Genomic DNA, 25,112 nt, shown 5'->3' on the forward strand with positions numbered 1-25,112 from the left:
GGGGAGGGGATCAGGTTGCAGGGGAGGGAAGCGGCGTGGCGGGGGTGTCGCGTACATCCGCGCGGGCAGCGCGTGTGCCAGCCAGCCGCAGCAGGGCGGGCACCAGCACCACGGTGAACAGCAGGCTCAGCGCCACGCCGCCCACCGAGACCGCCGCAAGGCCGCGGTAGATCACCGCGCCGGGGCCGGGATTGATCGCCATCGGCAATGCGCCCAGTACACCGGTCAGCGCCGCGATCAGGATCGGTCGCAGGCGTTGGTCCAGGGCCTGTTTCAGCGCTTCGTCCAGTGATGCGCCGCCCGCCTGGGCCTCGCGCGCCTGCGCCACCAGCAGGATGGCGTTGTTGATCACCATGCCCAGCAGCATGATGAAGCCGATCATCGACAGCAGGTCCAGGGTCTGTCCGGCCGCCACGTCGAGCACGCGCAGGCCCAGCACGCCACCGAGCACCGCCATCGGCAGGGTCGCCATGACGAAAGCGCTGTCGCGCAACGACTTGAACATCGCCGCCATCAGCATGAACAGCACCACCAGCGCGATCACGAAGTTCGTGCCCATGCTGCGCACCACTTCGCCGAGCCGGTCGGCACTGCCGGAAATCCGGATGGCGGCATCGGGGGGCAGTCCGTCGCGCAAGGCAGGCACGATCTCGTCATTGACGATGTCCAGCGCTTCTTCCAGCGACATCACGGCCGGGGGATCGACGGTCAGCGTCACCGTGCGGCGACGGTCGATGCGGCGCAACTGGTTGGGTGCGAGCACCGTTTCCACCTGTGCGAGTTCGGCCAGGCTCAGTACGCCGCCCTGGGGTGTCGCCAGGGGTGCGGCGCCCAGCCGTTCGACATCGTCGGCGCGGTCGCTGCGCAGGATGATGGCGAGCCGTCGGTCGCCGTCGAAATGCTCGCCCAGCCACTGGCCATCGCCCAGCGCACGTACGACGGTGCCCAGCTCGGGCCGCCGCCAGCCCGCTTCTGCCAGGCGGCGGTCGTTCGGATTCACCCGCAGTTCCGGCGTGCCGGCATCGGCACTGGGCCACGCCTGCACGTTGGCGCCGGCGAAGCGCTCCGACAGCAGCTTGCGTCCTGCTTCCGCCGCCCGGGCCAGTGCGTCGCCATCGCTGTGCTGCAGGTGGATGGCGATGGCGCGTGCCGATCCGCCGAAGCTGCCAAACAGTTCGCCTTCGCTGGCGAAGGCGCGCGTGTCCGGAAAGCCGACGACGATCTCGTCGCGCACGATGCGTTCCAGCTCGCCGATATCGGCGGGATCGACCACGCGCGCGCCGAGCGAACCACCACCCGGCCACAGGTTGAGGTACCAATTGCTCAGCTGCGGCCCCTTTTCGCCCTCCAAGTACGGGCGCATGCGCTCAAGCACCACGGGGGCGATCTCGCGGTTCACGCGTTCCGGGCTCATGCCGGGCGGGAAGTTGAAGAAGGCATCCACCGCGGCACGCTTCACCGGCGGCAGGTAGTCGATCTGCGGCATCAGCAGCGTCGCCAGCAGCACGGGCGCGAGCACCAGTGCGCCGACCCACGCAAGCTGACGCGGGCGACCCTCGGTGACACGCAGTGCCCAGTCGCTGACGCGCGACCAGGCACGGTGCTGCGTGGCATCGCCGGGACGCGTGCGCAGCCAGCTGCCGGCGGCGGCGGGCAGCACGGTGACGGCGATCAGCAGCGAGATCCCCACCGCGATGGAGATGGTCAGCGCCAGGTCGGCGAACAGTTGGCCTTCCACGTCATCCATGAAGATCACCGGCAGGAACACAGCCACGGTGGTGAGCGTGGACGCAACCAGCGCGCCGCCCACCTGGCGCGTGCCCTCCAGGGCGGCGCGCGCTGCCGGCATGCCTTCCTCGCGCAGCCGCACGATGTTCTCCGCGACGACCACGGCGGCATCCATCACCATGCCGACCGCGAACGCGAGCCCCGCCAGCGAGATGACGTTGAGGCTGCGGCCGGTGAGCTGCAGCACGATGAAGGTGGCCAGCAACGAGATGGGAATGGCGCACGCGATCAGTGCGGTGGCACGCACGTCGCGCAGGAACCACCACAGGCAGCCGACCGCGAGCAACACGCCGACGGTGAGGCTGCCCGACAGCAGGCCGAGTGCGCGGTTGATGAACACCGAGGCATCGAAGCTCTGCGCGATCTCCAGCCCGAGCGGCTTCAGTTCCCGTTCGCGAACGTCCGCCACGACGCGCTTCACTTCATCCAGCGTGTCCAGCACGTTGGCCCCGTTCTCGCGCAGGATGCGCAGCCCGATGGCGGGGTTTCCGTTCTGGTAGGCGAAGAAGCGCTGCTCCGGCCGTTTCACTTCGACGCGTGCGACATCGCCAAGCCGTACCGGCCGGCCATCGCGCCAGGCCAGGATCAGTTCGCCCAGGGCCTCGGGCGAATAGCGCCCGGCGAAACGCAGCACGTACTCGCGCCGCCCGGCTTCCACCACGCCGCCGGACACATCGGTGGCGCGCGCCGCGACGGCGGCGACATCGGGAATCTGGATGCCCAGCGCGGCGGCACGTTCCAGATTGAGGGTGATGGTCAGCTCTTCCTCGGCGCCACCGTTGATCTCGACGCCGGCCACCCCTTGCACCGCGGAGATGCGCGGGACGATGCGATCCTCGATCATCTGCCGGTAGTCGAGGATGTCGCCGCGCGTGCCCGGCAGCTTCTGCACGAAGAAATAGGTGAGCGAGTTGTTGGCATTGTCGGCGCCCGCCTGCACCACGGGCGGTGTCGCATCACGCGGCAGCGGCTGCAGCCGGTTCATACGCGACAGCACCTCCACCAGCATCGCGTCCATGTCGCTGCCGACGGCGAAGGTGAGGTTGATGAAGCTGTTGCCCGCGTTGACGTTGGAGGAGATTTCCTCCAGCCCGGGCAGGCCCTGCATCACGGCTTCGATGGGTTCGACGATCTCAGACTCCATCTCCTGCGGCGATGCCGCGCGCCAGCCGGTCTGGATCGACATCTGCGGCCGCTCGATGTCGGGAAACAGCTGCAGCGGCAGCTTCATCAGGCTCATCAGGCCGAAGGCACAGACCATGGCGACGACCACCGCGACGGCAGCGGGATTGCGCAGGGAGGCTTCGGTGAGTTTCATCGTACAGGTCCGCTCTGGTCTCGGCGGAGCGCACGATGCGCGCGTCTTCCGTGATGGTTATGGCCCGAAAGTCATGCCGCGTGCCGTATTGCGGCAAGTGGTGGAGCGGGCGCGATGAACCGAAGATCGAGAATCCGCGTTACGCCGGGTTGGCACTGATGTAGGAGTGACGTGAGTCGCGACCGCACGCGTCGGATTTCGCCGCGCCTCGACAGAGGGCGCGATGTCGGCATGTCGAGATCGATTCGCGCGCTTCATGTGCCACGGCAATGGCAGCCGTGCGGTCGCGACTCACGTCGCTCCTGCAGAAGAACGGGTTACAGCAACACCGCCAGCTTGTCGCGATGGCTGCGCGACAGTTTCAGTTCCTGGCCGCAGTCCAGCCGCAGGAAGCTTTCCCCGTTGGTATGCGGCCGCATCTCCACCACCCGGCGCGCGTTGACGATGGTGGAGCGGTGGATGCGCGGGAAACGCTGCGGATCCAGCTGCTTCTCGAGCTCGCGCATGGTGGCGCGCAGGATCAGGGTCGTGCCGGTCTGGCCTTCGCCATCCACGTGGATGCACATGTAGTCGCCCGCGGCATCGATCCAGCGGATGCTGTGCAGGTCCACGCGCACGGTGCGGCCGCCATCGCGGATCGCGAGCTTTTCCTCGCGCCGCAGCAGATCCAGCGCATCGGGCTTGAGGGCGTCGTCCAGGTGCAGGGGGGGACGGCCGCTCAGTTCGCCCAACAGGCCGAGCAGGGTGGCGCAATGGCCGCTGGCCTCGCGCTGCGCGCGCGCCTGGCGCACGCGCGACAGGGCCTGCGCCAGCCGTGAATCGTCCACAGGCTTGAGCAGATAGTCGGTGGCGGAGGCCTCGAAGGCACGGATGGCGTAATGGTCGTAGGCGGTGACGAACACCACCAGCGGCATCTCGCTGGCGGGAATCGCGCGCAGTGTCTGGAAGCCGTCCATCCCCGGCATCTGCACATCGAGGAACACCAGGTCCGGTCGGTGTTCGCGCAGACCGGCGATGGCCGATGCGCCATCGCCATACTGGCCGACGATGTCGATGTCGGCATGCGCGGCCAGGCGGATTTCCAGCCCGCGCCGCGCTAGTGGTTCGTCGTCGACGATGAAGGCGCGCAATCGTGCCGGGCGGGGCAGTGAGGTGGCGTGGTCCATCGGCTCAGTCCGCCAGCGTCTGCGAGGTTTCGAACGGCAGGCGCAGGGTGACTTCGATGCCGCGCTCCAGGTTGCGTACGGAGAAGCCACCGGACCCGCCGTACAGCACGCTCAGGCGTTCGCGCGTATTGCGCAGGCCCACGCCCTTGCCGGGCGGCAATTCGTCGCCTTCCAGGCTCCCGCAGCCGGGCCCGTCATCGGTGACGCGCAGCACCAGTTGCGCGCCGTCCCGCTCGGCTTCGATGCGCAACAGGCCACCTGCGACCTGCTTGGCCACGGCGTACTTGATGGCGTTCTCCACCAGCGGTTGCAGCAACAGGCTGGGCAGCAGCGCACGCCAACAGTCCTCGTCGATATCGGTCTCGATGCGCAACCGTTCGGCGAAGCGGATTTTCTCGATGTCCAGGTACAGCGTCAGCGCATCGAGTTCCTGACGCAGCGTGACGCGCTGCATCGGGTCGTTGTCCAGCGAGTGCCGGAGGAACGACGACAGGCCCTGCACCATGCGGTTGGCGGTGGCATTGTCGCGGTCCAGGATCAGCGTGGAGATCGCGTTGAGCGTGTTGAACAGGAAGTGCGGGTTGAGCTGGTAGCGCAGCATTTTCAACTGCGCCTGGTGCGCCATGCTGCGTGCGGCCAGCGTGCGCTCGGTTTCGCCCTGCAGTTGCTGGTAGTACTTGATGCCCATGTACGCGCCGACCCACGCCAGCACCACATAGATGTAGCCGAGCGAATAGGCGATGAACTCCAGGCGGGTGGTCGGCTTGCAGGTCTCGCAGAAGTCGACCAGGACTTCACGGGTGACGAAATCGATCAACGCCGAGCTGGCCAGGACCACCGGAATCATCAATGCCAGCAGCTGGCGGGGCGGCAGGCTCCAGTAGGTCCTCAGCAGGAAGCGCAGGCCCAGCGTGACCAGTGCGCCCATGGTGGCGGCGGTCGCGGGCACCACCCAGTAGCCGGACGGCTTGCCGTGGGCGACGGCATACAGGCAGCCCTGCGCGAAGTAGGCGCCCCAGCCCGACAGGTGCAGAAGCCAGAAGACGCGCTGGCGGGGCAGGTCCAGCGGATGGGAGGTGGCGATGGCCATGGTGTCGATCAGGACGCAGGTGGCGCCATGCTAACGCCACCGGGCGCGGCGGTCCGCACGGTTCGTCGGCGCCGGGCCACGCTTGGGCGCAAGGCGGCCGGCGTTGGGCTACTTCAGCGGACCGGGCGGCTCGCCATCGCCACCGGACTGCAGCGCCACCGGCAGGTGCCAGCCATAGGTCACCGCCATCATGCGCAGGCCGAAGCACAGCCCGGCGCCGACGAGGGCGCAGGGCACCGCAGGCAGGGCGAGCCAGTGCCCCGTTGCCACGATGAGCGCGCCGGCCAGCGCGGCCACCGCGTACAACTCGGCCTGCAGCACCAGCGGCACCTGCGCCAGCAGCAGGTCACGCAGGATGCCGCCGCCGATGCCGGTCAGCATGCCCATCGCCGCCGCCATGGGCGGGGACAGGCCGTATTCCAGCGCCTTCTGGGTGCCAGCCACGGCAAACAGCGCCAGCCCCATCGCGTCGAACATGCGTACGGGATGGTGGAGTTTCTCGATCAGCGGTGCGCGGAAGAAGGTCACGATGCCGGCTGCCAGCGAGGTCACCGGATAGCGCCAGTCGCTGAGCGCGGCCGGTGGCGTGGCGCCGATCAGCAGGTCGCGCATGATGCCGCCGGCGGTGGCGGCCGCGAAGGACAGCACCAGCACGCCGAAGATGTCCAGGCGACGGCGCACCCCCATGGTCGCGCCACTCAGCGCGAACACGAAGGTGCCGACCAGATCGAGGATGAGGACCAGGGCTTCCATGCCGCCATTGTGCCGCCGTGGTGCGTGCGGGGCGAGCATGCACCGCCCCGCGACGCCACGTCGGATCAGGGCAGGATCGGCTGCATGCCCACGCCCAGCCGGTTCCAGGCGTTGATGGTGGCCACGGCCATGGTCAGCTCGGCGATGCCGTGCTCGTCGAAGTGCTCCTTCAATGCCTCGTACGTGGCCTCGGCGGGGGCGCCCGTCGGCAGGGTGGTCAACTGCTCGGCCCACGCCAGCGCCGCGCTTTCGCGGGCATCGAAGAAGCGGCTGTCGCGCCAGCCGGCGACGGTGTCGATCTTGCGTGGCTCCACGCCCGCCTTGCGCAACGCGCTGGCATGCATGTCCAGGCAGAACGCACAGCCGTTGATCTGCGAGACGCGAAGGAAGATGAGTTCGAGGAACTCCTTGCCCAGCGCACCGTTGTGGAGCGCGGTGCTTGCGGCGTAGAGGCCGCGGAACGCCTCGGGAACGTGCTTGGGATACTCGACGCGATGGAACTTCTTGGTCATGGCAGTGCTTCCGTGACGGCCACGGTGGCCGCCTTCACTACCAGGACGCGCCACCGTCCTTCGCCGTGACAGCCGTGCCCAACTTGTCCGGATTGGCGACGGTGAACAGCTCGCTGATGCGTTCGCCATCGCTCACGGCCACCATCACCGCTGCCAGCGCGCCGTCGCGGTAGCGCAGGATGGCGGGTTCGCCATTGACCGTGCCCATCCGCCACGCGATGGCTGGATCGTGCCGCCGGTAGACCGCCCAGAACAACCGCGCGATGCGCGCCGCCCCCAGCAGCGGACGGATCACGGCCACCGCCTTGCCGCCGCCATCGGACACCAGGCGCGCGTCTTCGCTCAACAGGGCGGTGATCGCGGGCTGGTCGCCGCGCTGCGCCGCGCGCATGAAACGCTCCAGCAGATGGCGATGGTGTTCGGGCGCCACATCGAAGCGGGGACGACCGGCCTGCACGCGCTCGCGGGCGCGATGGACCATCTGCCGGCAATTCGCCTCGCTCTGGCCCAGCAGCGGCGCGATCTGCGCGTAGTCGTAGTCGAAGGCCTCCTTCAGCAGGAAGGCCGCGCGCTCCTCCGGGCCCAGCCGTTCCAGTACGGCGAGGAAGGCCAGCGAAACCTGCTCGGCGACCTCGGCCGAATGCTCGGGGGTCGGGGATTCGTCGATCTCCGACGGGGCGGGCAGCCAGGGGCCGGTGTAATGCTCGCGCTGCACCCGAGCGGCGCGCAGCCGGTCGATGCCCAGCCGGGCGGCTGCGGTGACCAGCCAGGCCTCGGGGTCGCGGATTCCGGTCTTGTCCGCCTGCTGCCAGCGCAGCCAGGTGTCCTGGACCACGTCCTCGGCGTCGCTGCGGCTGCCCAGCAGCCGGTAGGAGAGCCCGAACAGGCGGGAGCGGTGGGTTTCGAAGGTGGTTTCGGCGTTCATGCGACGAAAGACGGGCGAGGGCGCCGGCGCGTGACAGCCAGCCGGGGTATCACTTTGGCCTAAAATGGCCGCTTCCGCCCGCGACCCCACCGGCAGCCCCGGCATTCCGCTCCCATGACCTCGATCAAGCAAGAAGACCTCATCCAGTCCATCGCCGATGGCCTGCAGTACATCAGCTATTACCACCCGGTCGACTACATCAAGAACCTCGCCGCCGCCTACGAGCGCGAAGAGTCGCCGGCCGCGAAGGACGCCATCGCGCAGATCCTGATCAACTCGCGCATGTGCGCCGAGGGCCACCGCCCGATCTGCCAGGACACCGGCATCGTCACCGTGTTCCTCGAGATCGGCATGGACGTGCGCTGGGACGACGCCACGATGGGTGTGGAGGACATGGTCCACGAAGGCGTGCGCCGCGCCTACAACCATCCCGACAACAAGCTGCGCGCCAGCGTGCTGGCCGACCCGGCCGGCAAGCGCACCAACACCAAGGACAACACGCCGGGCGTGGTCAACGTCAAGGTCGTGCCGGGCAACACGGTCGATGTGATCGTCGCCGCGAAGGGTGGCGGTTCGGAGGCGAAGTCGAAGTTCGCGATGCTCAATCCGTCCGATTCCATCGTCGACTGGGTGCTGAAGACCGTGCCGACGATGGGCGCCGGCTGGTGCCCGCCGGGCATGCTCGGCATCGGCATCGGCGGCACCGCCGAGAAGGCGATGCTGCTGGCGAAGGAATCGCTGATGGAGCCGATCGACATCACCGACCTGCAGGCGCGCGGCGCATCCAACCGCGCCGAAGAACTTCGGCTGGAACTGTACGAGAAGGTCAACGCGCTGGGCATCGGCGCGCAGGGCCTGGGCGGTCTGACCACCGTGCTCGACATCAAGGTCAAGGACTACCCGACCCACGCGGCCAATCTGCCGATCGCGCTCATCCCGAACTGCGCCGCCACCCGCCACGCGCATCTCACGCTCGATGGCAGCGGCCCGGTGATGCTGGACCCGCCCTCGCTGGAAGACTGGCCGGAACTGACCTACGACGCTTCCAAGGGCCGTCGCGTCGATCTCGACACGCTGACCCGCGAGGACGTGGCCAGTTGGAAGCCCGGCGAAGTGCTGCTGCTCAACGGCAAGCTGCTGACCGGCCGCGATGCCGCGCACAAGCGCATGGTCGACATGCTCAACAAGGGCGAGGCCCTGCCGGTCGATCTGAAGGGACGCTTCATCTACTACGTCGGCCCGGTCGATCCGGTGCGCGACGAGGTCGTCGGCCCGGCCGGCCCGACCACCGCCACCCGCATGGACAAGTTCACCGAACAGGTGCTGGCGCAGACCGGCCTGCTGGGCATGGTCGGCAAGGCCGAGCGCGGCCCGGCGGCGATCGAGGCGATCAAGAAGCACCAGTCGGCCTACCTGATGGCGGTCGGCGGCGCGGCGTACCTCGTTTCGAAGGCGATCAAGGCGGCCAAGGTCGTCGGCTTCGCCGACCTCGGCATGGAAGCCATCTATGAATTCACCGTGCAGGACATGCCGGTAACGGTGGCCGTCGATTCGCAGGGCACCTCGGTGCACCAGACCGGCCCGAAGGAATGGCAGGCGCGCATAGGCAAGATTCCGGTGGTGGTGGCCTGATCCAGTGCCTGCGAATCCGCTCCGGATCTACGCTGACTTCAATGGTTTGGTTCGTGGGCCAGCGCAGGGGCGCGTCGCGGTGGTCCTGGATACCTATGGTTCGCTGCGGGATCTTTCCAATGCGGGCGTCGTCCTCAGGGAGGGACTCGAATTGGTGGCCTACGACGAATCAGACGACGTTGAGGATCTCGAAATCCATGGCGTTGTGCGTTATGACATCAAGCGCCAATGGTGGGTGGTCGAATCCGATGAGCGCGGGGTGATGTACGTGCCCGCTGGCGTGCGCGTACGTGTCGACCCTGGATTTCATTGTGTGCAGTGTGGTCATGCCTTGGCGGGGTTGGATGCTTTCCAACTCGATCAAGCCTGCCCTCACTGCGCTACGCCAGTGCGCATCGCCATGGCTGCACCGGCACCAATTCCCTTTTAGATCGCGACCAGGCGGCCCATATGTCGACGACGCTCTACTACTCCCGCAGCACCGCCAGCCTGGTCGTGCACTGGCTGCTGATCGAGCTGGGCATCCCGCATGAGCTTCATGAGCTGGACTTCGACAAGCGCGACCAGAAATCCGACGACTACCTGAAGCTCAATCCCGCCGGCGTGGTCCCCACGCTGGTGATGGACGGGCAGGTGATCACCGAGACCGCTGCGATCCTGATGCATCTCGCCGACACGCACCCGCGCGCGGAGCTCGCGCCGGCGATCGCCAGCATGCAGCGCGCGCAGTACTACCGCTGGATGCTGTTCTGCGCCAATACGCTGATGCCGGCGTACCGCGCGTGGTTCTACTCGGATGAGATCGCAGGCGAGGCCAACATCCAGGCCACGCAGGATCACGCCCGGGCGAAGCTGGAAAAGGCATGGGGACAGGTCGCGGACCATCTGGAGGCCCACGGCCCCTACCTGCTGGGTGCACAGCGCAGCGCGGCCGACTTCCTGCTGACCATGCTGATGCGCTGGTCGCGCAACATGCCAAAGCCAACCGACACCTGGCCGGTGCTGCACGCCTACGCGCAGCGCATGAAAGCGCTGCCGAGCTTCAGGGAAGTCTATGCACGGGAAGGGCTGACCGACTGGACGTGACCGGCACCTGATCCAATGTAGGAGCGACGTAAGTCGCGACCGTGGATCGGGAAGTAGCGTGAAGCCGTGGCCACGAATGGGGCGCGCCTCGGATACATCGCTTGGAGCAGCGTTCCTGCCCGTCGTGGCGCGCGGTCGCGACTTACGTCGCTCCTACAGCAGGCAACAGCGGACACTCAGTCCACGTACTCGTCGAACTTCCGTCCGCCCTGGAACGGCATGAGGTGCTGGCGCAGGATGCCGCGCGGCACCGTCTCCAGTTTCATCACGCCGTACTCCTCGGGCCAGTCTTCCTGCTTCGGCGGCAGCTTGAACGTGCCCATCAGCATGTCCACCAGCGGCAGGTGGATGGCGTAGTTCACGTCCAGGTAGTCCTTGTGCCGCGCGTGGTGCCAGTGGTGGTAGCGCGGCAGCACCAGCAGATACTCCAGCACGCCGAACCGGATGCCGAGGTTGGCATGTGCCAGCACGGCTTGCAGGCCGACCAGGATCACGTAGGCGTTCACCGCCGGTGCCGAGAAGCCGAGGATCAGCAGTGGCAGCAGCACCGCGCTGCGGGTCAGGACGATCTCGACGAAGTGGATGCGCGAACCTGCCAGCCAGTCCATCTCGCGGCTGGAATGATGGACGGCATGGAAGCGCCAGAGCCACGGGATGTTGTGGTACGCACGGTGCAGCAGCGCCTGGGCCAGGTCGGCCACGAACACCGCGATCAGGAACTGCGCCCACACGGGCAACGACTGGATGGCGTCCTTCAGTACCGGGAAGGCCGCCAGCCCGGCGATGGTCGAGGTGGATGCCGTCACCAGGATCAGGATGAACTGCACCAGCACGTGGCTCATGAAGAAGTAGCCCACGTCCGTGCGCCAGCCGGGTCGCAACGGCGAGATACGGCGCTTGCCCAGGTAGTGCTCCAGCGGCACGAACACCAGCGCCGAGAAGAACAGCGAGATCACGAACCAGTCCAGTCCCAGCGAGTACGGGGTCTTGCCGATGGCATCGAACTGCACGTTGGTGCCGCCGAGCAGCACGGCGAGCGTGGCGCCACCCACGCCGACCAGAGCGATGCGCTTGTTGCGGTCGCGCAGGATGGCCAGCGTGCCCATGCCGAAGGCCGCTGCCAGGCCGACCAGCAACAGGTGGCGCGCGAACTGCTCGTTGTAGACCGCGCGGAATTCCCTGCTGGTCAGCAGTTCGGGATGGTGGAAGCAGAGCACCGCCATCAGGCTGAGCAGCCCGAGCAGGGCGGAGGCGTAGGCGAAGAACGAACGGCGCGGGCGGGGCATGGTGCTTCCTTGGCAGGTCGAGTGGCTTCCTGCGCCCGATTTTACGTCAGACGATGCGATTTCCGGCCGCATCCACCACACGTTCTCCATCCTCCTTCGCGAAGGCGCCCTGTTGCGGCCGCGGGAGGATGTCCAGCACACGCTCCGATGGCCGGCAGAGCGCGGTTCCCCTCGACGTGGCCACGATCGGCCGGTTGATGAGCACCGGATGGGCCAGCATCGCGTCAAGGAGCGTGTCGTCGCCGGCCTCCGCCAGGCCGAGGTCCGCGTACAGGGGTTCCTTGGCGCGCACCACGTCGCGGACCGGTACCTGCATCGCGGCGATCAGCGACAGCAGGGTGGCGCGATCCGGCGGGGTCCGCAGGTACTCGATGATCTGCGGCTCGATGCCGGCATTGCGGATCAGTCCAAGGGTGTTGCGCGACGTGCCGCAGGCGGGGTTGTGGTAGATCGTCACGTTGTCCATCAGTACCAGTCCAGCAGCGAAATGCCCAGGCCCACGTAGGTGGCCTTGTGGTTGTAGTCGATCAGGCTCTCGCCGTAGCCATGGAACAGCTGCACGTGCGCACGGAAGCTCCGGTTGATCGGGAACCCGTAGTCCACCTGCAGGGCACCATGCGAGTCGTCGCCGCCGCGCAGGGAATGCCGGCCCAGCACCGTGAACACATGGCCGTTGCGCGCATAGGTGAGCATCGCATCGCCACGGCCGATGTAGTTCTCGATGTCGGGGTTGTCGTCGTCGTTGCCGTCCGGCACGCGGTACCACGGCCGCAGCACCAGCGCCCAGTTCTCGCGGTCCAGGCCGATGGTGGCGACGACGCGGTTCCAACTGCGCGACAGCGGATCACTGCGCCCGTTGGACTGATGGTTGAGCGCAATCCCGGCCATGCGGCCTTTCCAGCCGGCGATGCTGTAGTTATTGCGGAACACCAGCATCACTTCAGGCTCATAGTTGGTCTCGCGGAACGGGCGCGACTCGTCGCCGTTGTAGACCTGCCAACGCGAGCTCTGGGTATAGGCGCCCCAGATGTCGCCGTTGTCGCCGAACAGGTTTTCCGCGAACTTGGTCTTGAAGCTCAGCTGGAACTTCGCCTCGATGTCCTGCAGGTCCTGCGGTTCGGTGACCGTGTTGTCCGGGTTGGGAGAGGAGGGCGTCTCGTTGACCTGGCTGGTCCAGAACGCGGGCAGCAGGTACATGGGCTTGTAGGCGCGCAGCTGGAAAACACCCAGCTTGGAGTCCTTGGCCAGTTCCCAGCGGCTGTCCAGCAGCGAGCCGCGACCCGCATTGGCGATCAGGTCGGCGTCGGCCGGATCGTCCGTGCGGAACCATGCGCCCAGGCGGCGGCGTGTGCGCTGGCTCAGGGGCAGATCCTGGCCGGTCTCCATGTCGGCGGCGGCCTTGGCTTCGGCACGGGCCTGCGCACGCGCCTGGATTTCGGCTTCCCTGGCAGCCAGCGCCTGTTCGTCGGCCTGGCGGGTGTCGGCCGCGGTGCGACCGAGCGCAGCGTCATAGCACGCCAGGCGTGCAGCGTCGTTCTCGAGCGAGAAGCAGGCCTCGGCGGACGTGCCGGCATGGGAGCCGTCCTGGGCTTGCGCGGTCAGCGCAAAGGTAACTCCGATTACCAGGGGCAGAAGACGGGTGGGGTGCGTCATGCAGGGACTCGAAGGGTGGGGGCGGCGACATTCTGCCAGCCGGCGTGGATGACACGTACGATGCGGCCTTCAGAAGATCCAGGCGAACACGAACAGCCCCAGCATGGCGAATGCCAGACCCAGCTTGAGCACCACGCCCAGGAGGATGCCCAGCCAGGTGCCCAGGCCCACCTTGGTAGCCTGGCGGAATTCACGGCCATGCCACAGTTCGCCCAGCAGCGCGCCGACGAAGGGGCCTGCAAGCAGGCCGATAGGCATGAAGAACAGGCCGGCAAACGTGCCCAGCACGGTTCCCAGCAATGCCTTGCGACTGGCGCCGACACGTTGGGCGCCGATCGCGGTGGAGAAGATGTCGACCGCAAAGGACAGCGCGGTCAGCAGGCCCAGCACCACCAGCGTGACCCAGCCGATCTGCTGGAAATCGCCTGCCCAGGCAGCCAGCAGCATGCCGCCGAAGACCAGGGGCAGGCCGGGCAGGGCGGGCAGGATCACCCCCGCGATGCCCACCAGGATCAGCACCACGGCCAGGGCGTAGTAGAGCATCTGGATATCCAAACAATTCTCCTAGTGAATCAAGGGGTTGGAAGGGGGTTGACTTTCTCGTTCAAGCGTTTGCATTTTGCCAAATGCCGGGTTACTGTGCGGCCGCTGCCGTTGCCAAGGTCACCGTGAATCGTGGCCTGATGGGGTAGATCCATGATCCGCTGCATCCTTGTACCTCGCTTCCTCCTTGCAACCAGCCGCCCAGCAGGCGTATCCACCACCCGTTTCAAGGAGCAAGTAGATGTCTGATCGTGAAACCGGAACCGTGAAATGGTTCAACGATGCCAAGGGCTTCGGCTTCATCAGCCGCGAGAATGGCGAAGACGTGTTCGTGCACTTCCGCGCCATCCAGACCCAGGGCTTCAAGAGCCTGAAGGAAGGACAGAAGGTCAGCTTCACCGTCGTGCAGGGCCAGAAGGGCCTGCAGGCGGACGCCGTGCAGCCCGTCTGACCTGACCGCCGAACCGCGCCTCGGCGCGTGCTCCGCAAGAAAAAGCCCGGCTGATGCCGGGCTTTTTCTTTGCCTTGGGTCGGGGTCGCGATCAGCGCAGCACCACGCGACCGTTCTGGATACGCACGTACGTGTTCTCGCGGATGCCGCCCAGGTCGCGCTGGCTGATGGTCACGCGGCGACCGTCATCCATCCGCACGGTCACGTTGTAGGTTTCGCCGGTGGTGCGGTTCTGGATGGCGTTGCCTGCGGCCGCGCCCGCGACGGCGCCCGCCACGGTGGACACATTCTTGTTGCCTTCGCTACCGCCGGTGCGATCGGAAATCTGGCGGCCGGCGACCGCACCGACGATACCGCCCAGTACCGCGCCGGTAGCGGACGGTGCGCTGCGGCCCGACGACACGACATCGATGCGTTCGACGATGCCGCAATCCGCGCAGTACCGGTTGGCGGGGGCCGTGTTGCTGTAGCCGCCACCATAACCGCTGCCATAGCCCGGCGAAGTGCTGGCGCAGCCGGCGAGCGCGACGGTGGCGGTCAAGCCTATGACGAGCAGGCGCATGTTCATGGGAATCTCCTGTGGATGGCCGGCCCCGCGTGGTGATGGAACCGTTCGATGACCATGCTCCACAGCAACGCGTGAACATGATGAGAATCGGGCCGCATGAGCGGCCCGGATGTCAGTTGCGATTCAGACGCCGGCCGTCGGTCAGCCGCGGAAGTCCTGGTGGCACGCCTTGCAATCCGTACCGATCTTCTCCACCACTGCGCCGGCGGCGACGCAATCGGTCGGCGGTGCACTCAGGGCGGCGTCGAGGTCTGCCCGGAACTGGCTGGTGTGGGTCTTGAAGCGCGAGTCGTCGGCCAGGTCCGGGAAAGCGACCTCCAGGTCGTTGGCGATCGCCCGCAGCGTGCGTACGTGCGGAATCGTGTCGGTCGCGGCGCAACGATTCTGCTTCACCTTGTCCGACAACTGCCCGGAGTGCTTGGCCATCACGTGCATCACCGCGTGCGGGAATGGATCCTGTCGTGCCTGCAACGCTCGCATGGCCATCACCGTGCAGACGGCGCCCACCACCAGGCCGATCAGGAACAGGAACAGGTAACGTGAGGCGGCGGAAGGCTTCTTGATCTCGGGCTGGCTGGCCATGCGGCGGGCTCCATGTGGTTGACGCCGCGATGGTACGACGCGCGTCACGGTTCGCGCCACGCTTTAAACTAGCGACATGAAGAAAGAACTCAAGGACCGCTTCGGCGGCATCGACCGCCTGTACGGCGTGGGGGCAGTGACGCGCCATGCCGCTGCGCGCGTGGCGGTGGTCGGCATGGGCGGCGTGGGCTCGTGGGTGGTGGAAGCGCTGGCGCGCTCGGGCGTGGGTCATCTGACGTTGATCGACGCGGACGACATCTGCGTGTCGAACACCAACCGGCAGTTGCCTGCATTGGAGGGCCAGTACGGTCGCAACAAGGCCGAGGCGATGGCGGAACGCTGCCGCGCGATCAATCCGCTGGTCGACGTGGACGTCGTGCCGCAGTTCCTGACCGCGTCCAACATGGCCGAATTGCTGGACCGGGGGTTCGATCTGGTGCTCGACGCCTGCGACAGTTTCCGGGTGAAGGTGGAGATGATCGCGTGGTGCCGCCGCCGCAAGCTGCCCATCGTGGTTTCCGGATCGGCGGGCGGGCGTACCGATCCCACCCAGATCCGTCTGCGCGACCTGTCGCGTACCGAACACGATGCGCTGCTCGCACTCGTGCGCAAGAAGCTCCGTGCGGAGTTCAACTTCCCGAAGAACCGCGATCGCTACTTCGGCGTGCAGGCGGTGTATTCGCTGGAGAACGTCAAGTATCCGCAGGCCGACGGCTCCGTCTGCGGCCTGCGCCCTCAACTGGGCGCGGATGCCGCGCTCAAGCTGGACTGCGGCGTGGGCCTGGGGGCCGCCACCCACATCACCGGTGCGTTCGCGTTCGCGATGGTGGGCAAGGCGCTGGAGCTGCTGGCCAAGCCGCGCAAGGTCATGCCCGGTAGCGACTGAGTCACGTGACTCGCCTTGGCGCATGGGCGCGGCGCTTCGGCGCACGCCCCCTGTGCAGGACAATGGGGCAGAGGGATAGTGCGGCCCTTCCGTTACCACATCGGCCATGCATATCCGTGCCCTGCTGCTGATCGGGCTGCCGCTTTTCGCCGCAGCCGCCCATGCCTGTCCGGTCGTTCCCGACGCGATGCGCGCTGCGCGCATCCATGCGGCCGGCGGTCCCGAATCGTTGCGCGTGGAGCGCGTGCCTGTCCCCGTACTGCAGGCAGGGGATGTGCTGGTGCGCGTGCACTACGCGAGCATCAATCCCGTCGACTGGAAACTGCAGGAAGCGGGTCGGCTGCCGTTTCCGGCTACGCCGGGTGGCGATTTCGCGGGGGAGGTGGTGGCGGTCGCGCCGGGCGTGACCGCCTTCGCCTGCGGTGATCGCGTCGCCGGCATCGTGGATCCGCGCGAGCGTTCCGGCAGTTACGCGGAATACGTGTCGGCACCGGTCGCGTCCATCGTGCCGGCGCCGCCGGCTTTCACGATGCAGGAGGCCGCCGCGTACCCGACCGTGGCGGTCGCCGCGTGGCGCTATCTGGTCGCCGCCGCAGATGTCCGGCCCGGCGAGCGGGTGCTGGTGCACGGCGGCGCCGGCGGCGTGGGCTCGATGGTCGTGCAACTGGCCAAGGCGCGCGGAGCATATGTCATCGCGACCGCATCTGCGCGCAATCACGATTATCTGCGCACGCTGGGGGCGGATGATGTGATCGACTATCGCAACGTCCGCTTCGAGGATGTGGTGCACGATATCGACATCGTGGTCGACACCGTGGGGGGCGATACGCTGGCGCGCTCACCCCGGGTGCTGCGCGAGGGAGGGAGGCTGGTCACGCTGGTCGGCCAGGTGCCCGCTGCGCTGTGCGTGCCGGGTCGCGTCGTCTGTCCCGCGACGCCGCCGTGGGATGTGCAGACAGGGCCGAACGGAATGGCGCCGTTGATTGCGGCAGGCCGTTTGGGTGTCCATGTCGATAGTCTGTATCCGCTGGACCAGATCGCCCAGGCTCAGCAGCACAATCGCACAGGTTCCACCCGCGGCAAGGTGGTCGTGGCGGTCGGTGCGGACAATGTAGGCATCGCCAGCGGCGACAATGTGGCTGCGGTGCGGCTGCCGCTGCAGGCCTATCTGGATGGCCATGCCACCGGCCAGCGCCGGCACTTCCAGCGGGCATTTGCCGACGAGGCCGTGCTGGTGGGATACAAGGATGGTCAGTATCGGCACTGGCCGGCGCAGGACTATATCAAGGCCTCTTCCAGTGGCCGCGCGCCAGCGGACGAAGGCATGCGCAAACGCTGGATCCGCCAGATCACGGTGACAGGTGACGTCGCGACCGCCGTGATCGAACTGGACTATCCGGACATGAAGGCCTTGGACCACATGACGCTGCTGCGTTACGGCGATACGTGGAAGATCGCGGTCAAGGCCTATCACGCAACAACTCCCGCCCCGGCGGCCGATCCCGCCCGGGCCGTGCGCTGAAAGCTCAGTCGCGGACGACAGCGGGCAGGCCGAACAAACGCTCGGCGTTCTGCGTGGTGGCGCGCGCAAGTTCCTCGGGCGCGATATCACGCAGTCCGGCAATGACGTCGCGGACTACCGCCAGTCGCGCGGGTTCGTTGCGCTGCCCGCGGATGCCGGCATCGGGCTGGTCCGGCGCATCCGTTTCCAGCAGCAGGAAATCGAGCGGCATCGAGCGGGCGAGCGTACGCAGGCGATTCGCGCGCTCGTAGGTGACCGGTCCGCCCAGTCCGATCAGGAAACCCAGGTGCCACAGCTGGCGTGCCTGTTCCGGACTGCCTGAAAAGCTGTGCACCACGCCCCGCAGGCCGCCCACGCGTTTGAATGACGCGATCACCGCATCGACCGCGCGGCGCGCATGCACGATCACCGGCAGATCGAACTCCCGCGCCAGCTGGAGCTGCCCGTCGAAGTAGTGCTGCTGATCGTCCGCATCCAGGCCTTCCACGAAGAAATCCAGGCCGCATTCGCCGACAGCCACGGGGCGTTCGCGCTCGATCCACTGGCGCAGTTCATCCAGATGTGCGGGCTGGTGCTCGGCCAGGTACATCGGGTGGAGCCCATAAGCCGGAAACAGCCCTCCATCGCGCGCACAGACCTCGCGCAGCCTGGGCCAGCTGGCCGCCGCCACCGCAGGCACGACTTGCCGGTCGACGCCCGCCGCGCGCGCGCGCGCCAGCGCCGCGTCACGGTCCGGGTCGAATTCCGATGCGTCGAAATGACTGTGGCTGTCGACCAGCATTTGGATCAGCGCTTCGAGGGCTCTATCGTGGGCGGCGGATCCTTGCGTCGCTTCCAGTTGGCCAGCAGCAAGGTACCGAGGCCGAACAGGATTTCATCCACGAACGGGAAGGGATCAGGCAGGACCAGGGTGACCATGAAGAGTGCGGCGGTGATCTTGAACAGGGTGGGGTAACGCAGCTTTCGCGCCCACTCGAGCAGAGGCAGCAACAGGGGATTCGGCATGGCGGTGATCGCTCTCGGCGTGTGTAACGGGCGTCACGCTAGCATGATCGGCGCGTGGTGGAAGCGTTCACTTTTCGTTGGTTTTCGTGGGCATTAGCGGGGACTGTGTTCAGGTTGGCAATGGTGCAATGATGACCAATATGAATCGGGCACGGCCCGACCTGGAGGCAGCGATGAAGAGCAATACAACAACCATTCTGGTCGCCGTCGGCGCGCTGCTGGTGGGCGGTGTGGCCACTGCGGCCTTCCTCAAGGGTGGCGACAAGAGCCCGACCGGCCAGGATGGCCTGGTGACGGCCGCCGATGGCACCCTGGTCGCCGATGACGCCGCCGCGACCGACAACCAGATTCCGGTGGGCACGCTTCAGTACGCCACCGTGGTCAAGGCCGATCCGGTGACCAGTTCGGAGAAGCTGTACGCCACGGTGATCGGCACCGAACCCGTACGCGAGACCACGACCACCAGTACGCCGCGCGAAGTCTGCGAGGACGTGGTGGTGCAGGAGCGTGCGCCCGAGCGCGATGGCAACGTCGGCGGCACGGTCGCCGGTGCGGTGATCGGTGGCTTGCTCGGCAACCAGGTGGGCAGCGGCAGCGGCAAGAAGGCCGCCACCGTGGCGGGCGCGGTCGCGGGCGGTGCGATCGGCAACCAGGTGGACAAGCGCCACGTGGGTGGCAAGGTCGTCAGTCGTACGGAGCGTCAGTGCCACACCGAGAATGCGACCTCCGAGTCCTCGCGCGTGACCGGCTACAACGTGACCTACCGCAATCCGGATGGCACCACCGGTACCATGCGCATGGACAGCAAGCCGGGCACGCGCATCGCGATGGGCACGACGGACAAGGTCATCGGTTATGACGTGACCTACCGTTTCGATGGTCAGGACAAGACCATCCGGATGGACCAGAAGCCGGGTGAGCGCCTGCCGGTGATCGATGGCCAGGTGGTCACGCAGACCGCCAGCGTCGACGCCCCCGACAAGGGCTGACACGCAGGCCGGGCAGGCCTGCGTTTCAACGGGGTACCCCGCAAAGGCCGGCGTTTCGCCGGCCTTTGCTGTGCGGACTGGCGCTTACCGGCTTCAAGGGCCAACGCATACAATGCGGTGAATACCTGACGCCGGTTGAAGCACGATGGCTCTGAACCCGTACGACCTGTTCGATGTCCGTTCCCTCCTGAGTGAAGAAGAGCGTGCCGTGCAGGACGCGGTGGCCCGCTTCACCGACGAACGGGTGCGGCCGATCATCGGCGACGCCTTCGACCAGGGCCGGTTCCCGAAGGAACTGGTTCCCGAGATCGCCGAACTCGGGCTGCTGGGTTCTTCGCTGCCCGAGAAATACGGTTGCGCCGGGCTCAACGCGGTCAGCTATGGCCTGATCTGCCAGGAACTGGAACGCGGCGATAGTGGCATCCGCAGCTTCGTCAGCGTGCAGTCCTCGCTGTGCATGTACCCCATCTACGCCTATGGCAGCGAAGAGCAGCGCCAGCGCTGGCTGCCGGACATGGCGGCGGGCAAGGTCATCGGTTGCTTCGGCCTGACCGAACCCCACGGCGGTTCCGATCCGGCCAACATGAAGACCACCGCGCGCCGTGATGGCGATGACTGGGTCATCAACGGATCCAAGATGTGGATCACCAACGGCAACCTGGCCGACATTGCCATCGTCTGGGCGCAGACCGATGACGGCATCCAGGGCTTCCTGATCGAGAAGGGCACGCCCGGCTTCACCGCGCAGGAGATCAAGCACAAGATGAGCCTGCGCGCCTCGGTGACCAGCGCGCTGTTCTTCGACAATGTGCGCCTGCCCGACAGCAGCCGCCTTCCCAATGTAAAAGGCCTGAAGGGGCCGCTGGGCTGCCTGACCCAGGCCCGCTACGGCATCACCTGGGGTCCGATTGGTGCGGCGATCGCCTGCCTCGACGAAGTGTTGGGGTATACCAAGGAACGCATCCTGTTCGACCGTCCCGTCGCAGCGACGCAGAGCGCGCAGATCAAGATGGCCGAAATGGCACGCCGCATCACACTCGCGCAGCTGCTGTCGCTGCAACTCGGCCGCCTGAAGGACGCCGGCACCATGCAGCCCTCGCAGGTGTCGCTGGCGAAGTGGAACAACTGCCGCATGGCCATCGACATCGCGCGCGAATGCCGCGACCTGCTGGGCGGCGCCGGTATTACCACCGAACACGCGGCCATCCGTCACGCGCTGAACCTGGAATCGGTGATCACCTATGAGGGCACGGAGACCGTGCACCAGCTGGTGATCGGTCGCGAGCTGACGGGCATCAACGCGTTCTGACGCTGCCCGCTTCCATTGCAGGAGCGCGGCTGCAGGGAAGTCGAGTGTCGCTGCTCAGTGTGTCCGGTTTTCTGGTGGGATGGTGTGGCGTCGATGGACCTTTCCAATCTCCAGCTTGAAACTCCCCGCCTGTGGTTGCGGCTGCCGCGGCGGGACGACTACGAAGCCTGGGCGGCGTTCGGTGCCGATGAGGAAGCCACGCGTTTCATAGGCGGCATACAGGCGCGCTCGCCCGCGTGGCGCAGCCTCGCCGCGACGTTGGGGAGCTGGCACCTGCAGGGATTCGGCATGTTCTCGGTGATCGAGAAGGCCACGGGTCGCTGGGTTGGCAGGGTAGGACCGTGGCAACCGGAAGGATGGCCGGGCACCGAGGTCGGCTGGAGCATCGCGCGAGAAGCCTGGGGTCGCGGTTATGCGCCGGAAGCGGCCGTGGCCAGCATCGATTGGGCGTTCGATCATCTGGGCTGGGACGAGGTGATCCATACCATCGATCCAGCCAACGCCAACTCCAGGACGGTGGCCGCCAAGCTCGGTTCGACCTACCTGCGGATGGATCGCCTGCCCGAGCCGCACCACGAGAAGCCCGTCGAGGTCTGGGGCCAGACGCGAGCGCAGTGGAAAGCCCGCAGGGCCACGCAATCGTGATGCCGGCTTCCGCCCTGCACGCAGGCCTGCACCATGCCTTGCCGGAGCTGGCGCGGACGTTGCGCGATCCCTGGTGGATCATCGGCAGTACCGCGATGGTACTTGCCGGCATTGACGACATCGCGCCGCAGGATATCGATGTGCTCTGCAGCCGCGCGGATGCGCTGCGGCTGCGCCAAGCATGGTGCGGCCATGCCGATGCGGAATATCGTCCCGCGGATGGAACGCGGTTCCGTTCCACCTTCTCGCGTTTCGTGCATCTGCCGATGCCGGTCGAAGTAATGGGCGGGCTGGAAGTCATGACCGCCGCCGGCTGGCAGGCCCTGGTGGTGCACGAAGACGTGCGCCTGGACATCGCGGGCGATGCCTTGCGCATCCCGACGCTGCGGGAACAGCGCCGCATCCTGCTCGCGTTCGGTCGCGACAAGGATCTCGCAAAGGCCGCCCGCATTCCCCCGTTGCCGGAGTCTCCGCATGTCGCCTGATCCCATCACCGTCCATGGCATGTCCACCTCCGGCAACTGCCACAAGGTCCGCCTGTTGCTTGAACAGCTGGGCCGGTCCTACGCGTGGATCGACGTCGACAGCGCCAACGGCGGCACGCGCACGCCGGAGTACCTGGCCAGGAATCCGAACGGCAAGGTGCCGATGCTGGAGCGCGCCGATGGCGGCATCCTCGTCGAGTCGAATGCCATCCTGTGCTGGCTGGCGGAAGGCACCCCCTTCCTGCCCGACGCTGCCTGGCAGCGGGCACAGGCACTGAGCTGGCTGTTCTTCGAGCAGTACAGCCATGAGCCCTACATTGCCGTGGCGCGCTTCATCCGTGGCTGGACGCCGCTGGATTCACCGCGTCGCGCGGACCTTCCCCGCCTGGTCGAACGGGGCGCTCAGGCGTTGGCGGTGATGGAAAGACACCTGGAGACCGCGATCTGGTTCACCGGTCCGGCGTACGGCGTGGCCGACATCGCACTGTTCGCCTACACCCATTGCGCGAACGACGGCGGCTTCGACCTGGCCGCGTATCCCCGCATCACCGACTGGCTGGCGCGTGTGTACGCCACGCCGGGTTTTGTTCCCATGCCGGGCGTGAGCGACGATGTCGCCGCGCGCCTGGCGTCTTCCCGATCCTGAGCGAGCACATGACCGCAAACCCCATTCCCGCCCGCATGAAGGGCCTCAACCGTGCCGAGATCTGCGACCAGAACTTCATCGAGTTCGTGAAGGAATGGAAGGGGTACGTCGGCGACAGGCCTGCTGCCGGTGATGCCGTCCTGCCGGGCAGTGCGCTGGATGCGAAAGGCTTCATCGAGCTGCTGGAATCCCAGTTGATCTCGCGTCACCTCGACCTGATGGCGCGCGTACTGCGCGTGCAGAACAAGGTCTTCTACACCATCGGAAGTTCGGGCCACGAAGGCAACGCCATGGTCGCGCGGCTGGCGCGCCATACCGATCCTGCCTTCCTGCACTACCGCAGCGGCGGCTTCATGGCCGAGCGCTTCCGCAAGCTGCCGGGCATGGATCCGGTGATGGACTCCGCGCTCTCGTTCGCCGCCAGCGCCGAAGATCCCGCGTCAGGAGGCCGCCACAAGGTCTGGGGCAGCAAGCCGTTGTGGGTGTTGCCGCAGACCTCGACCATTGCCTCCCACCTGCCCAAGGCGCTCGGCACGGCGGTGGCGATCGAGCAGGCGCGCCGCATCGGCCATGCACTGCCGATTCCCGACGACAGCATCGCGATCTGCTCCTTCGGCGACGCGTCGAGCAACCATGCCACCGCGCAGACCGCGTTCAATGCGGCGGCGTGGACCGCCTACCAGAAGCTGCCCGCGCCGGTGCTGTTCGTCTGCGAGGACAACGGCATCGGCATTTCGGTGAAGACGCCGGATGGCTGGATCGGCCGCAATTTCCGTGATCGCAAGGACCTGGACTACTTCCACGCCGACGGCCTCGACCTGGCGACGGGCTACGGGCAAGTGCAGGCGGCGGTGGATCACTGCCGGCGCACGCGTCGGCCGACATTTCTGCATCTGCGCACGACCCGCATCATGGGTCATGCGGGTACCGACTTCGAGATCGAATGGCGCCCGCTGGAGGAACTGTGCGCCGTGGAGGCGACCGATCCGTTGCTGCGTTCTGCGGCCATCGCCCTGGAATCCGGCCTGCTCTCGAAGGAGGCATTGCTGGGGCTGTACGAAACCACGCGCAAACGCTGCTTTGCGGCCGCCGAGGATGCCGATGGCCGTCCCCGCATCACCACGCTGGAGCACGTGATGGCGCCGCTGGCGCCCTGTACGCCCGACGCGGTGGCGAAGGAAGCCGCGCGTGCCGCACCTCACGACGTGCGCGTCGCTGCCTTCGGCAGCGAAGACAAGCTGCCGGAGAAGCTGCCGCCACGGCATCTGGCCATCCAGATCAACAACGCCCTGCACGACCTGTTCTGCAAATACCCCGAGGCACTGCTGTTCGGCGAGGACGTGGCGCAGAAGGGCGGCGTCTATACCGTCACGAAGGGGCTGCAGAAGGCGTTCAAGGGCAGTCGCGTGTTCAACACGCTGCTGGACGAGACGATGATCCTCGGCCTGGCGCAAGGCTACGCCAACATGGGCATGCTGCCTCTGCCGGAAATCCAGTACCTGGCGTATTTCCACAACGCCTGCGACCAGATCCGGGGCGAGGCGGCCAGCCTTCAGTTCTTCAGCAACGACCAGTACCGCAATCCGATGGTGGTGCGGATCGCGGGTCTGGGTTACCAGCGCGGTTTCGGCGGCCACTTCCACAACGACAATTCGATCACCGCGTTGCGCGACATCCCGGGTCTGGTCGTCGGTTGTCCGTCGCGCGGCGACGATGCGGCCACCATGCTGCGCACGCTGACCGCTCTGGCGAAGGTGGACGGACGCGTGAGCGTGTTCCTGGAGCCGATCGCGCTGTACATGACGAAGGATTTGCACGAGGCGGGTGACGGGCAATGGCTGTTCCCGTATCCGGCGCAGGACGAGGCGATGCCGCTGGGCGAAGGCCGCGTATATGGCGAGGATGCGGACGATCTGGTCATCTTCACCTACGGCAATGGCGTGCCGATGAGCCTGCGCGCGGCACGCAGCATCGAGAACAAGCACGGCTGGAAGGTGCGCGTGGTCGATCTGCGCTGGCTGGTGCCTCTCAACGAATCCTTCATTGCGGCGCAGGCGAAGACCGCCAGGCGCATCCTGGTCGTCGACGAGGGTCGCCACGCGGCGGGAGTGGGCGAAGGCGTCATCACCGCCATCGCGGAGGCGGGCCATGGTGCGCGGCCGTTCCAGCGCGTGGTCGGCGCGGATACGTACACGCCGCTGGCAGGCGCGGCATTCCTGGTGCTCCCGGGTGACGAGGACATCGTCGCGGCGGCGGACCGGCTGGCATGATG

The 25,112-nt window shown here is 66.7% G+C and carries 25 protein-coding genes and 2 pseudogenes; 12 read left to right on the plus strand and 15 right to left on the minus strand.

The features are described 5' to 3' along the window. Positions 1–10 precede the first annotated feature (10 nt). The 7 genes and pseudogenes from AC3DET_RS09710 to AC3DET_RS09740 form a co-directional block, all read right to left on the minus strand. Complete coding sequence (locus AC3DET_RS09710; protein ID WP_488391468.1) at positions 11–3,106, minus strand: efflux RND transporter permease subunit; 3,096 nt, start codon at positions 3,104–3,106, stop codon at positions 11–13. Positions 3,107–3,423: 317 nt separating this feature from the next. Continuing rightward, positions 3,424–4,272, minus strand: a complete 849-nt coding sequence (locus AC3DET_RS09715) for a LytR/AlgR family response regulator transcription factor (RefSeq protein WP_192201339.1) — start codon at positions 4,270–4,272, stop codon at positions 3,424–3,426. Between the two features lie 4 nt (positions 4,273–4,276). Then, on the minus strand, positions 4,277–5,362 hold the full coding sequence (locus tag AC3DET_RS09720) for a sensor histidine kinase (protein WP_337730931.1): 1,086 nt from the start codon (positions 5,360–5,362) through the stop codon (positions 4,277–4,279). A gap of 108 nt (positions 5,363–5,470) precedes the next feature. Next, positions 5,471–5,857: pseudogene (locus tag AC3DET_RS09725) on the minus strand (trimeric intracellular cation channel family protein); the annotation flags it as partial. Positions 5,858–5,925: 68 nt separating this feature from the next. Then, positions 5,926–6,115, minus strand: a pseudogene (locus AC3DET_RS09730) (trimeric intracellular cation channel family protein); the annotation flags it as partial. 65 nt (positions 6,116–6,180) lie between these two features. Further along, a complete protein-coding gene (locus AC3DET_RS09735) occupies positions 6,181–6,627 on the minus strand; it encodes a carboxymuconolactone decarboxylase family protein (RefSeq protein ID WP_446538484.1) in 447 nt (148 codons plus the stop codon). A 37-nt stretch (positions 6,628–6,664) separates the two neighbouring features. After that, on the minus strand, positions 6,665–7,552 hold the full coding sequence (locus tag AC3DET_RS09740; RefSeq protein ID WP_488391469.1) for an RNA polymerase sigma-70 factor: 888 nt from the start codon (positions 7,550–7,552) through the stop codon (positions 6,665–6,667). A gap of 114 nt (positions 7,553–7,666) precedes the next feature. On the opposite strand from AC3DET_RS09740, the gene AC3DET_RS09745 reads away from it, so the two are divergent. From AC3DET_RS09745 to AC3DET_RS09755, 3 genes are all read left to right on the plus strand, one after another. Then, the gene (locus tag AC3DET_RS09745) at positions 7,667–9,184 is read left to right on the plus strand and encodes a fumarate hydratase (protein ID WP_488391470.1); all 1,518 of its coding nucleotides are present in this window, start codon (positions 7,667–7,669) and stop codon (positions 9,182–9,184) included. 79 nt (positions 9,185–9,263) lie between these two features. Further along, complete coding sequence (locus AC3DET_RS09750) at positions 9,264–9,614, plus strand: hypothetical protein (RefSeq protein ID WP_488391471.1); 351 nt, start codon at positions 9,264–9,266, stop codon at positions 9,612–9,614. Between the two features lie 20 nt (positions 9,615–9,634). Beyond that, complete coding sequence (locus AC3DET_RS09755; RefSeq protein WP_488391472.1) at positions 9,635–10,270, plus strand: glutathione S-transferase family protein; 636 nt, start codon at positions 9,635–9,637, stop codon at positions 10,268–10,270. Positions 10,271–10,446: 176 nt separating this feature from the next. Here AC3DET_RS09755 and AC3DET_RS09760 read toward each other — a convergent pair whose 3' ends face one another. The 4 genes from AC3DET_RS09760 to AC3DET_RS09775 form a co-directional block, all read right to left on the minus strand. Further along, a complete protein-coding gene (locus AC3DET_RS09760) occupies positions 10,447–11,556 on the minus strand; it encodes a sterol desaturase family protein (protein WP_337730925.1) in 1,110 nt (369 codons plus the stop codon). Between the two features lie 46 nt (positions 11,557–11,602). After that, positions 11,603–12,022, minus strand: a complete 420-nt coding sequence (gene arsC, locus AC3DET_RS09765) for an arsenate reductase (glutaredoxin) (protein ID WP_488391473.1) — start codon at positions 12,020–12,022, stop codon at positions 11,603–11,605. Then, positions 12,022–13,209: a phospholipase A gene (locus AC3DET_RS09770; RefSeq protein ID WP_488391474.1), complete on the minus strand. Its 1,188-nt coding sequence runs from the start codon at positions 13,207–13,209 to the stop codon at positions 12,022–12,024. Before AC3DET_RS09770 ends, arsC begins: the two co-directional genes overlap by 1 nt. A gap of 69 nt (positions 13,210–13,278) precedes the next feature. Beyond that, the gene (locus AC3DET_RS09775) at positions 13,279–13,764 is read right to left on the minus strand and encodes a DUF456 domain-containing protein (protein WP_192201329.1); all 486 of its coding nucleotides are present in this window, start codon (positions 13,762–13,764) and stop codon (positions 13,279–13,281) included. 229 nt (positions 13,765–13,993) lie between these two features. Between AC3DET_RS09775 and AC3DET_RS09780 the strand changes: the two genes are divergently transcribed. Next, the gene (locus tag AC3DET_RS09780) at positions 13,994–14,203 is read left to right on the plus strand and encodes a cold-shock protein (protein ID WP_055944114.1); all 210 of its coding nucleotides are present in this window, start codon (positions 13,994–13,996) and stop codon (positions 14,201–14,203) included. Positions 14,204–14,294: 91 nt separating this feature from the next. Here the strand turns inward: AC3DET_RS09780 and AC3DET_RS09785 are convergent, their stop codons facing one another. Then, positions 14,295–14,771, minus strand: coding sequence for a glycine zipper 2TM domain-containing protein (locus AC3DET_RS09785; protein ID WP_142124166.1), 477 nt, complete (start codon positions 14,769–14,771; stop codon positions 14,295–14,297). Between the two features lie 141 nt (positions 14,772–14,912). Further along, complete coding sequence (locus tag AC3DET_RS09790) at positions 14,913–15,353, minus strand: cytochrome c (protein ID WP_192201327.1); 441 nt, start codon at positions 15,351–15,353, stop codon at positions 14,913–14,915. Between the two features lie 76 nt (positions 15,354–15,429). Here AC3DET_RS09790 and AC3DET_RS09795 point away from each other — a divergent pair, with 76 nt between their 5' ends. Together AC3DET_RS09795 and AC3DET_RS09800 are read left to right on the plus strand one after the other, a co-directional pair. Continuing rightward, on the plus strand, positions 15,430–16,239 hold the full coding sequence (locus AC3DET_RS09795) for a tRNA threonylcarbamoyladenosine dehydratase (protein ID WP_488391475.1): 810 nt from the start codon (positions 15,430–15,432) through the stop codon (positions 16,237–16,239). 106 nt (positions 16,240–16,345) lie between these two features. Beyond that, positions 16,346–17,761 carry a nuclear transport factor 2 family protein gene (locus tag AC3DET_RS09800; protein WP_488391476.1) on the plus strand — a complete coding sequence of 472 codons (1,416 nt, stop codon included), beginning with the start codon at positions 16,346–16,348 and terminating at the stop codon, positions 17,759–17,761. A gap of 4 nt (positions 17,762–17,765) precedes the next feature. Here the strand turns inward: AC3DET_RS09800 and AC3DET_RS09805 are convergent, their stop codons facing one another. Beyond that, positions 17,766–18,548 carry a TatD family hydrolase gene (locus AC3DET_RS09805; RefSeq protein ID WP_488391725.1) on the minus strand — a complete coding sequence of 261 codons (783 nt, stop codon included), beginning with the start codon at positions 18,546–18,548 and terminating at the stop codon, positions 17,766–17,768. Then, entirely contained in the window at positions 18,548–18,766 is a 219-nt protein-coding gene (locus AC3DET_RS09810) for a DUF6116 family protein (RefSeq protein ID WP_192201324.1), read from the minus strand. Before AC3DET_RS09810 ends, AC3DET_RS09805 begins: the two co-directional genes overlap by 1 nt. A 173-nt stretch (positions 18,767–18,939) precedes the next feature. Here AC3DET_RS09810 and AC3DET_RS09815 point away from each other — a divergent pair, with 173 nt between their 5' ends. From AC3DET_RS09815 to AC3DET_RS09840, 6 genes are all read left to right on the plus strand, one after another. Beyond that, positions 18,940–19,755, plus strand: a complete 816-nt coding sequence (locus AC3DET_RS09815; RefSeq protein WP_192202358.1) for a glycine zipper 2TM domain-containing protein — start codon at positions 18,940–18,942, stop codon at positions 19,753–19,755. 145 nt (positions 19,756–19,900) lie between these two features. Continuing rightward, the gene (locus tag AC3DET_RS09820) at positions 19,901–21,064 is read left to right on the plus strand and encodes an acyl-CoA dehydrogenase family protein (protein ID WP_192201323.1); all 1,164 of its coding nucleotides are present in this window, start codon (positions 19,901–19,903) and stop codon (positions 21,062–21,064) included. Positions 21,065–21,157: 93 nt separating this feature from the next. Further along, positions 21,158–21,709, plus strand: coding sequence for a GNAT family N-acetyltransferase (locus AC3DET_RS09825; protein ID WP_488391477.1), 552 nt, complete (start codon positions 21,158–21,160; stop codon positions 21,707–21,709). Then, entirely contained in the window at positions 21,709–22,194 is a 486-nt protein-coding gene (locus AC3DET_RS09830; RefSeq protein WP_488391478.1) for a hypothetical protein, read from the plus strand. The genes AC3DET_RS09825 and AC3DET_RS09830 overlap by 1 nt, the downstream gene beginning before the upstream one ends. Then, entirely contained in the window at positions 22,184–22,840 is a 657-nt protein-coding gene (locus AC3DET_RS09835; protein ID WP_488391479.1) for a glutathione S-transferase family protein, read from the plus strand. Before AC3DET_RS09830 ends, AC3DET_RS09835 begins: the two co-directional genes overlap by 11 nt. Positions 22,841–22,848: 8 nt before the next feature. Next, positions 22,849–25,110, plus strand: a complete 2,262-nt coding sequence (locus AC3DET_RS09840; protein ID WP_488391480.1) for a thiamine pyrophosphate-dependent enzyme — start codon at positions 22,849–22,851, stop codon at positions 25,108–25,110. The last annotated feature ends 2 nt before the right edge of the window (positions 25,111–25,112 follow it).

The organism is Pseudoxanthomonas sp. 97-1-1 (assembly GCF_057773125.1).

Coding starts and splice junctions, on each gene's coding strand:
- AC3DET_RS09740 (WP_488391469.1), bottom strand. CDS start 7,552: ATGAACGCCGAAACCACCTTCGAAACCCACCGCTCCCGCCTGTTCGGG.
- AC3DET_RS09755 (WP_488391472.1), top strand. CDS start 9,635: ATGTCGACGACGCTCTACTACTCCCGCAGCACCGCCAGCCTGGTCGTG.
- AC3DET_RS09800 (WP_488391476.1), top strand. CDS start 16,346: ATGCATATCCGTGCCCTGCTGCTGATCGGGCTGCCGCTTTTCGCCGCA.
- AC3DET_RS09820 (WP_192201323.1), top strand. CDS start 19,901: ATGGCTCTGAACCCGTACGACCTGTTCGATGTCCGTTCCCTCCTGAGT.
- AC3DET_RS09780 (WP_055944114.1), top strand. CDS start 13,994: ATGTCTGATCGTGAAACCGGAACCGTGAAATGGTTCAACGATGCCAAG.
- AC3DET_RS09835 (WP_488391479.1), top strand. CDS start 22,184: ATGTCGCCTGATCCCATCACCGTCCATGGCATGTCCACCTCCGGCAAC.
- AC3DET_RS09710 (WP_488391468.1), bottom strand. CDS start 3,106: ATGAAACTCACCGAAGCCTCCCTGCGCAATCCCGCTGCCGTCGCGGTG.
- AC3DET_RS09810 (WP_192201324.1), bottom strand. CDS start 18,766: ATGCCGAATCCCCTGTTGCTGCCTCTGCTCGAGTGGGCGCGAAAGCTG.
- AC3DET_RS09825 (WP_488391477.1), top strand. CDS start 21,158: ATGGACCTTTCCAATCTCCAGCTTGAAACTCCCCGCCTGTGGTTGCGG.
- AC3DET_RS09770 (WP_488391474.1), bottom strand. CDS start 13,209: ATGACGCACCCCACCCGTCTTCTGCCCCTGGTAATCGGAGTTACCTTT.
- AC3DET_RS09745 (WP_488391470.1), top strand. CDS start 7,667: ATGACCTCGATCAAGCAAGAAGACCTCATCCAGTCCATCGCCGATGGC.
- AC3DET_RS09735 (WP_446538484.1), bottom strand. CDS start 6,627: ATGACCAAGAAGTTCCATCGCGTCGAGTATCCCAAGCACGTTCCCGAG.
- AC3DET_RS09795 (WP_488391475.1), top strand. CDS start 15,430: ATGAAGAAAGAACTCAAGGACCGCTTCGGCGGCATCGACCGCCTGTAC.
- AC3DET_RS09830 (WP_488391478.1), top strand. CDS start 21,709: ATGCCGGCTTCCGCCCTGCACGCAGGCCTGCACCATGCCTTGCCGGAG.
- AC3DET_RS09785 (WP_142124166.1), bottom strand. CDS start 14,771: ATGAACATGCGCCTGCTCGTCATAGGCTTGACCGCCACCGTCGCGCTC.
- AC3DET_RS09760 (WP_337730925.1), bottom strand. CDS start 11,556: ATGCCCCGCCCGCGCCGTTCGTTCTTCGCCTACGCCTCCGCCCTGCTC.
- AC3DET_RS09815 (WP_192202358.1), top strand. CDS start 18,940: ATGAAGAGCAATACAACAACCATTCTGGTCGCCGTCGGCGCGCTGCTG.
- arsC (WP_488391473.1), bottom strand. CDS start 12,022: ATGGACAACGTGACGATCTACCACAACCCCGCCTGCGGCACGTCGCGC.
- AC3DET_RS09720 (WP_337730931.1), bottom strand. CDS start 5,362: ATGGCCATCGCCACCTCCCATCCGCTGGACCTGCCCCGCCAGCGCGTC.
- AC3DET_RS09715 (WP_192201339.1), bottom strand. CDS start 4,272: ATGGACCACGCCACCTCACTGCCCCGCCCGGCACGATTGCGCGCCTTC.
- AC3DET_RS09840 (WP_488391480.1), top strand. CDS start 22,849: ATGACCGCAAACCCCATTCCCGCCCGCATGAAGGGCCTCAACCGTGCC.
- AC3DET_RS09790 (WP_192201327.1), bottom strand. CDS start 15,353: ATGGCCAGCCAGCCCGAGATCAAGAAGCCTTCCGCCGCCTCACGTTAC.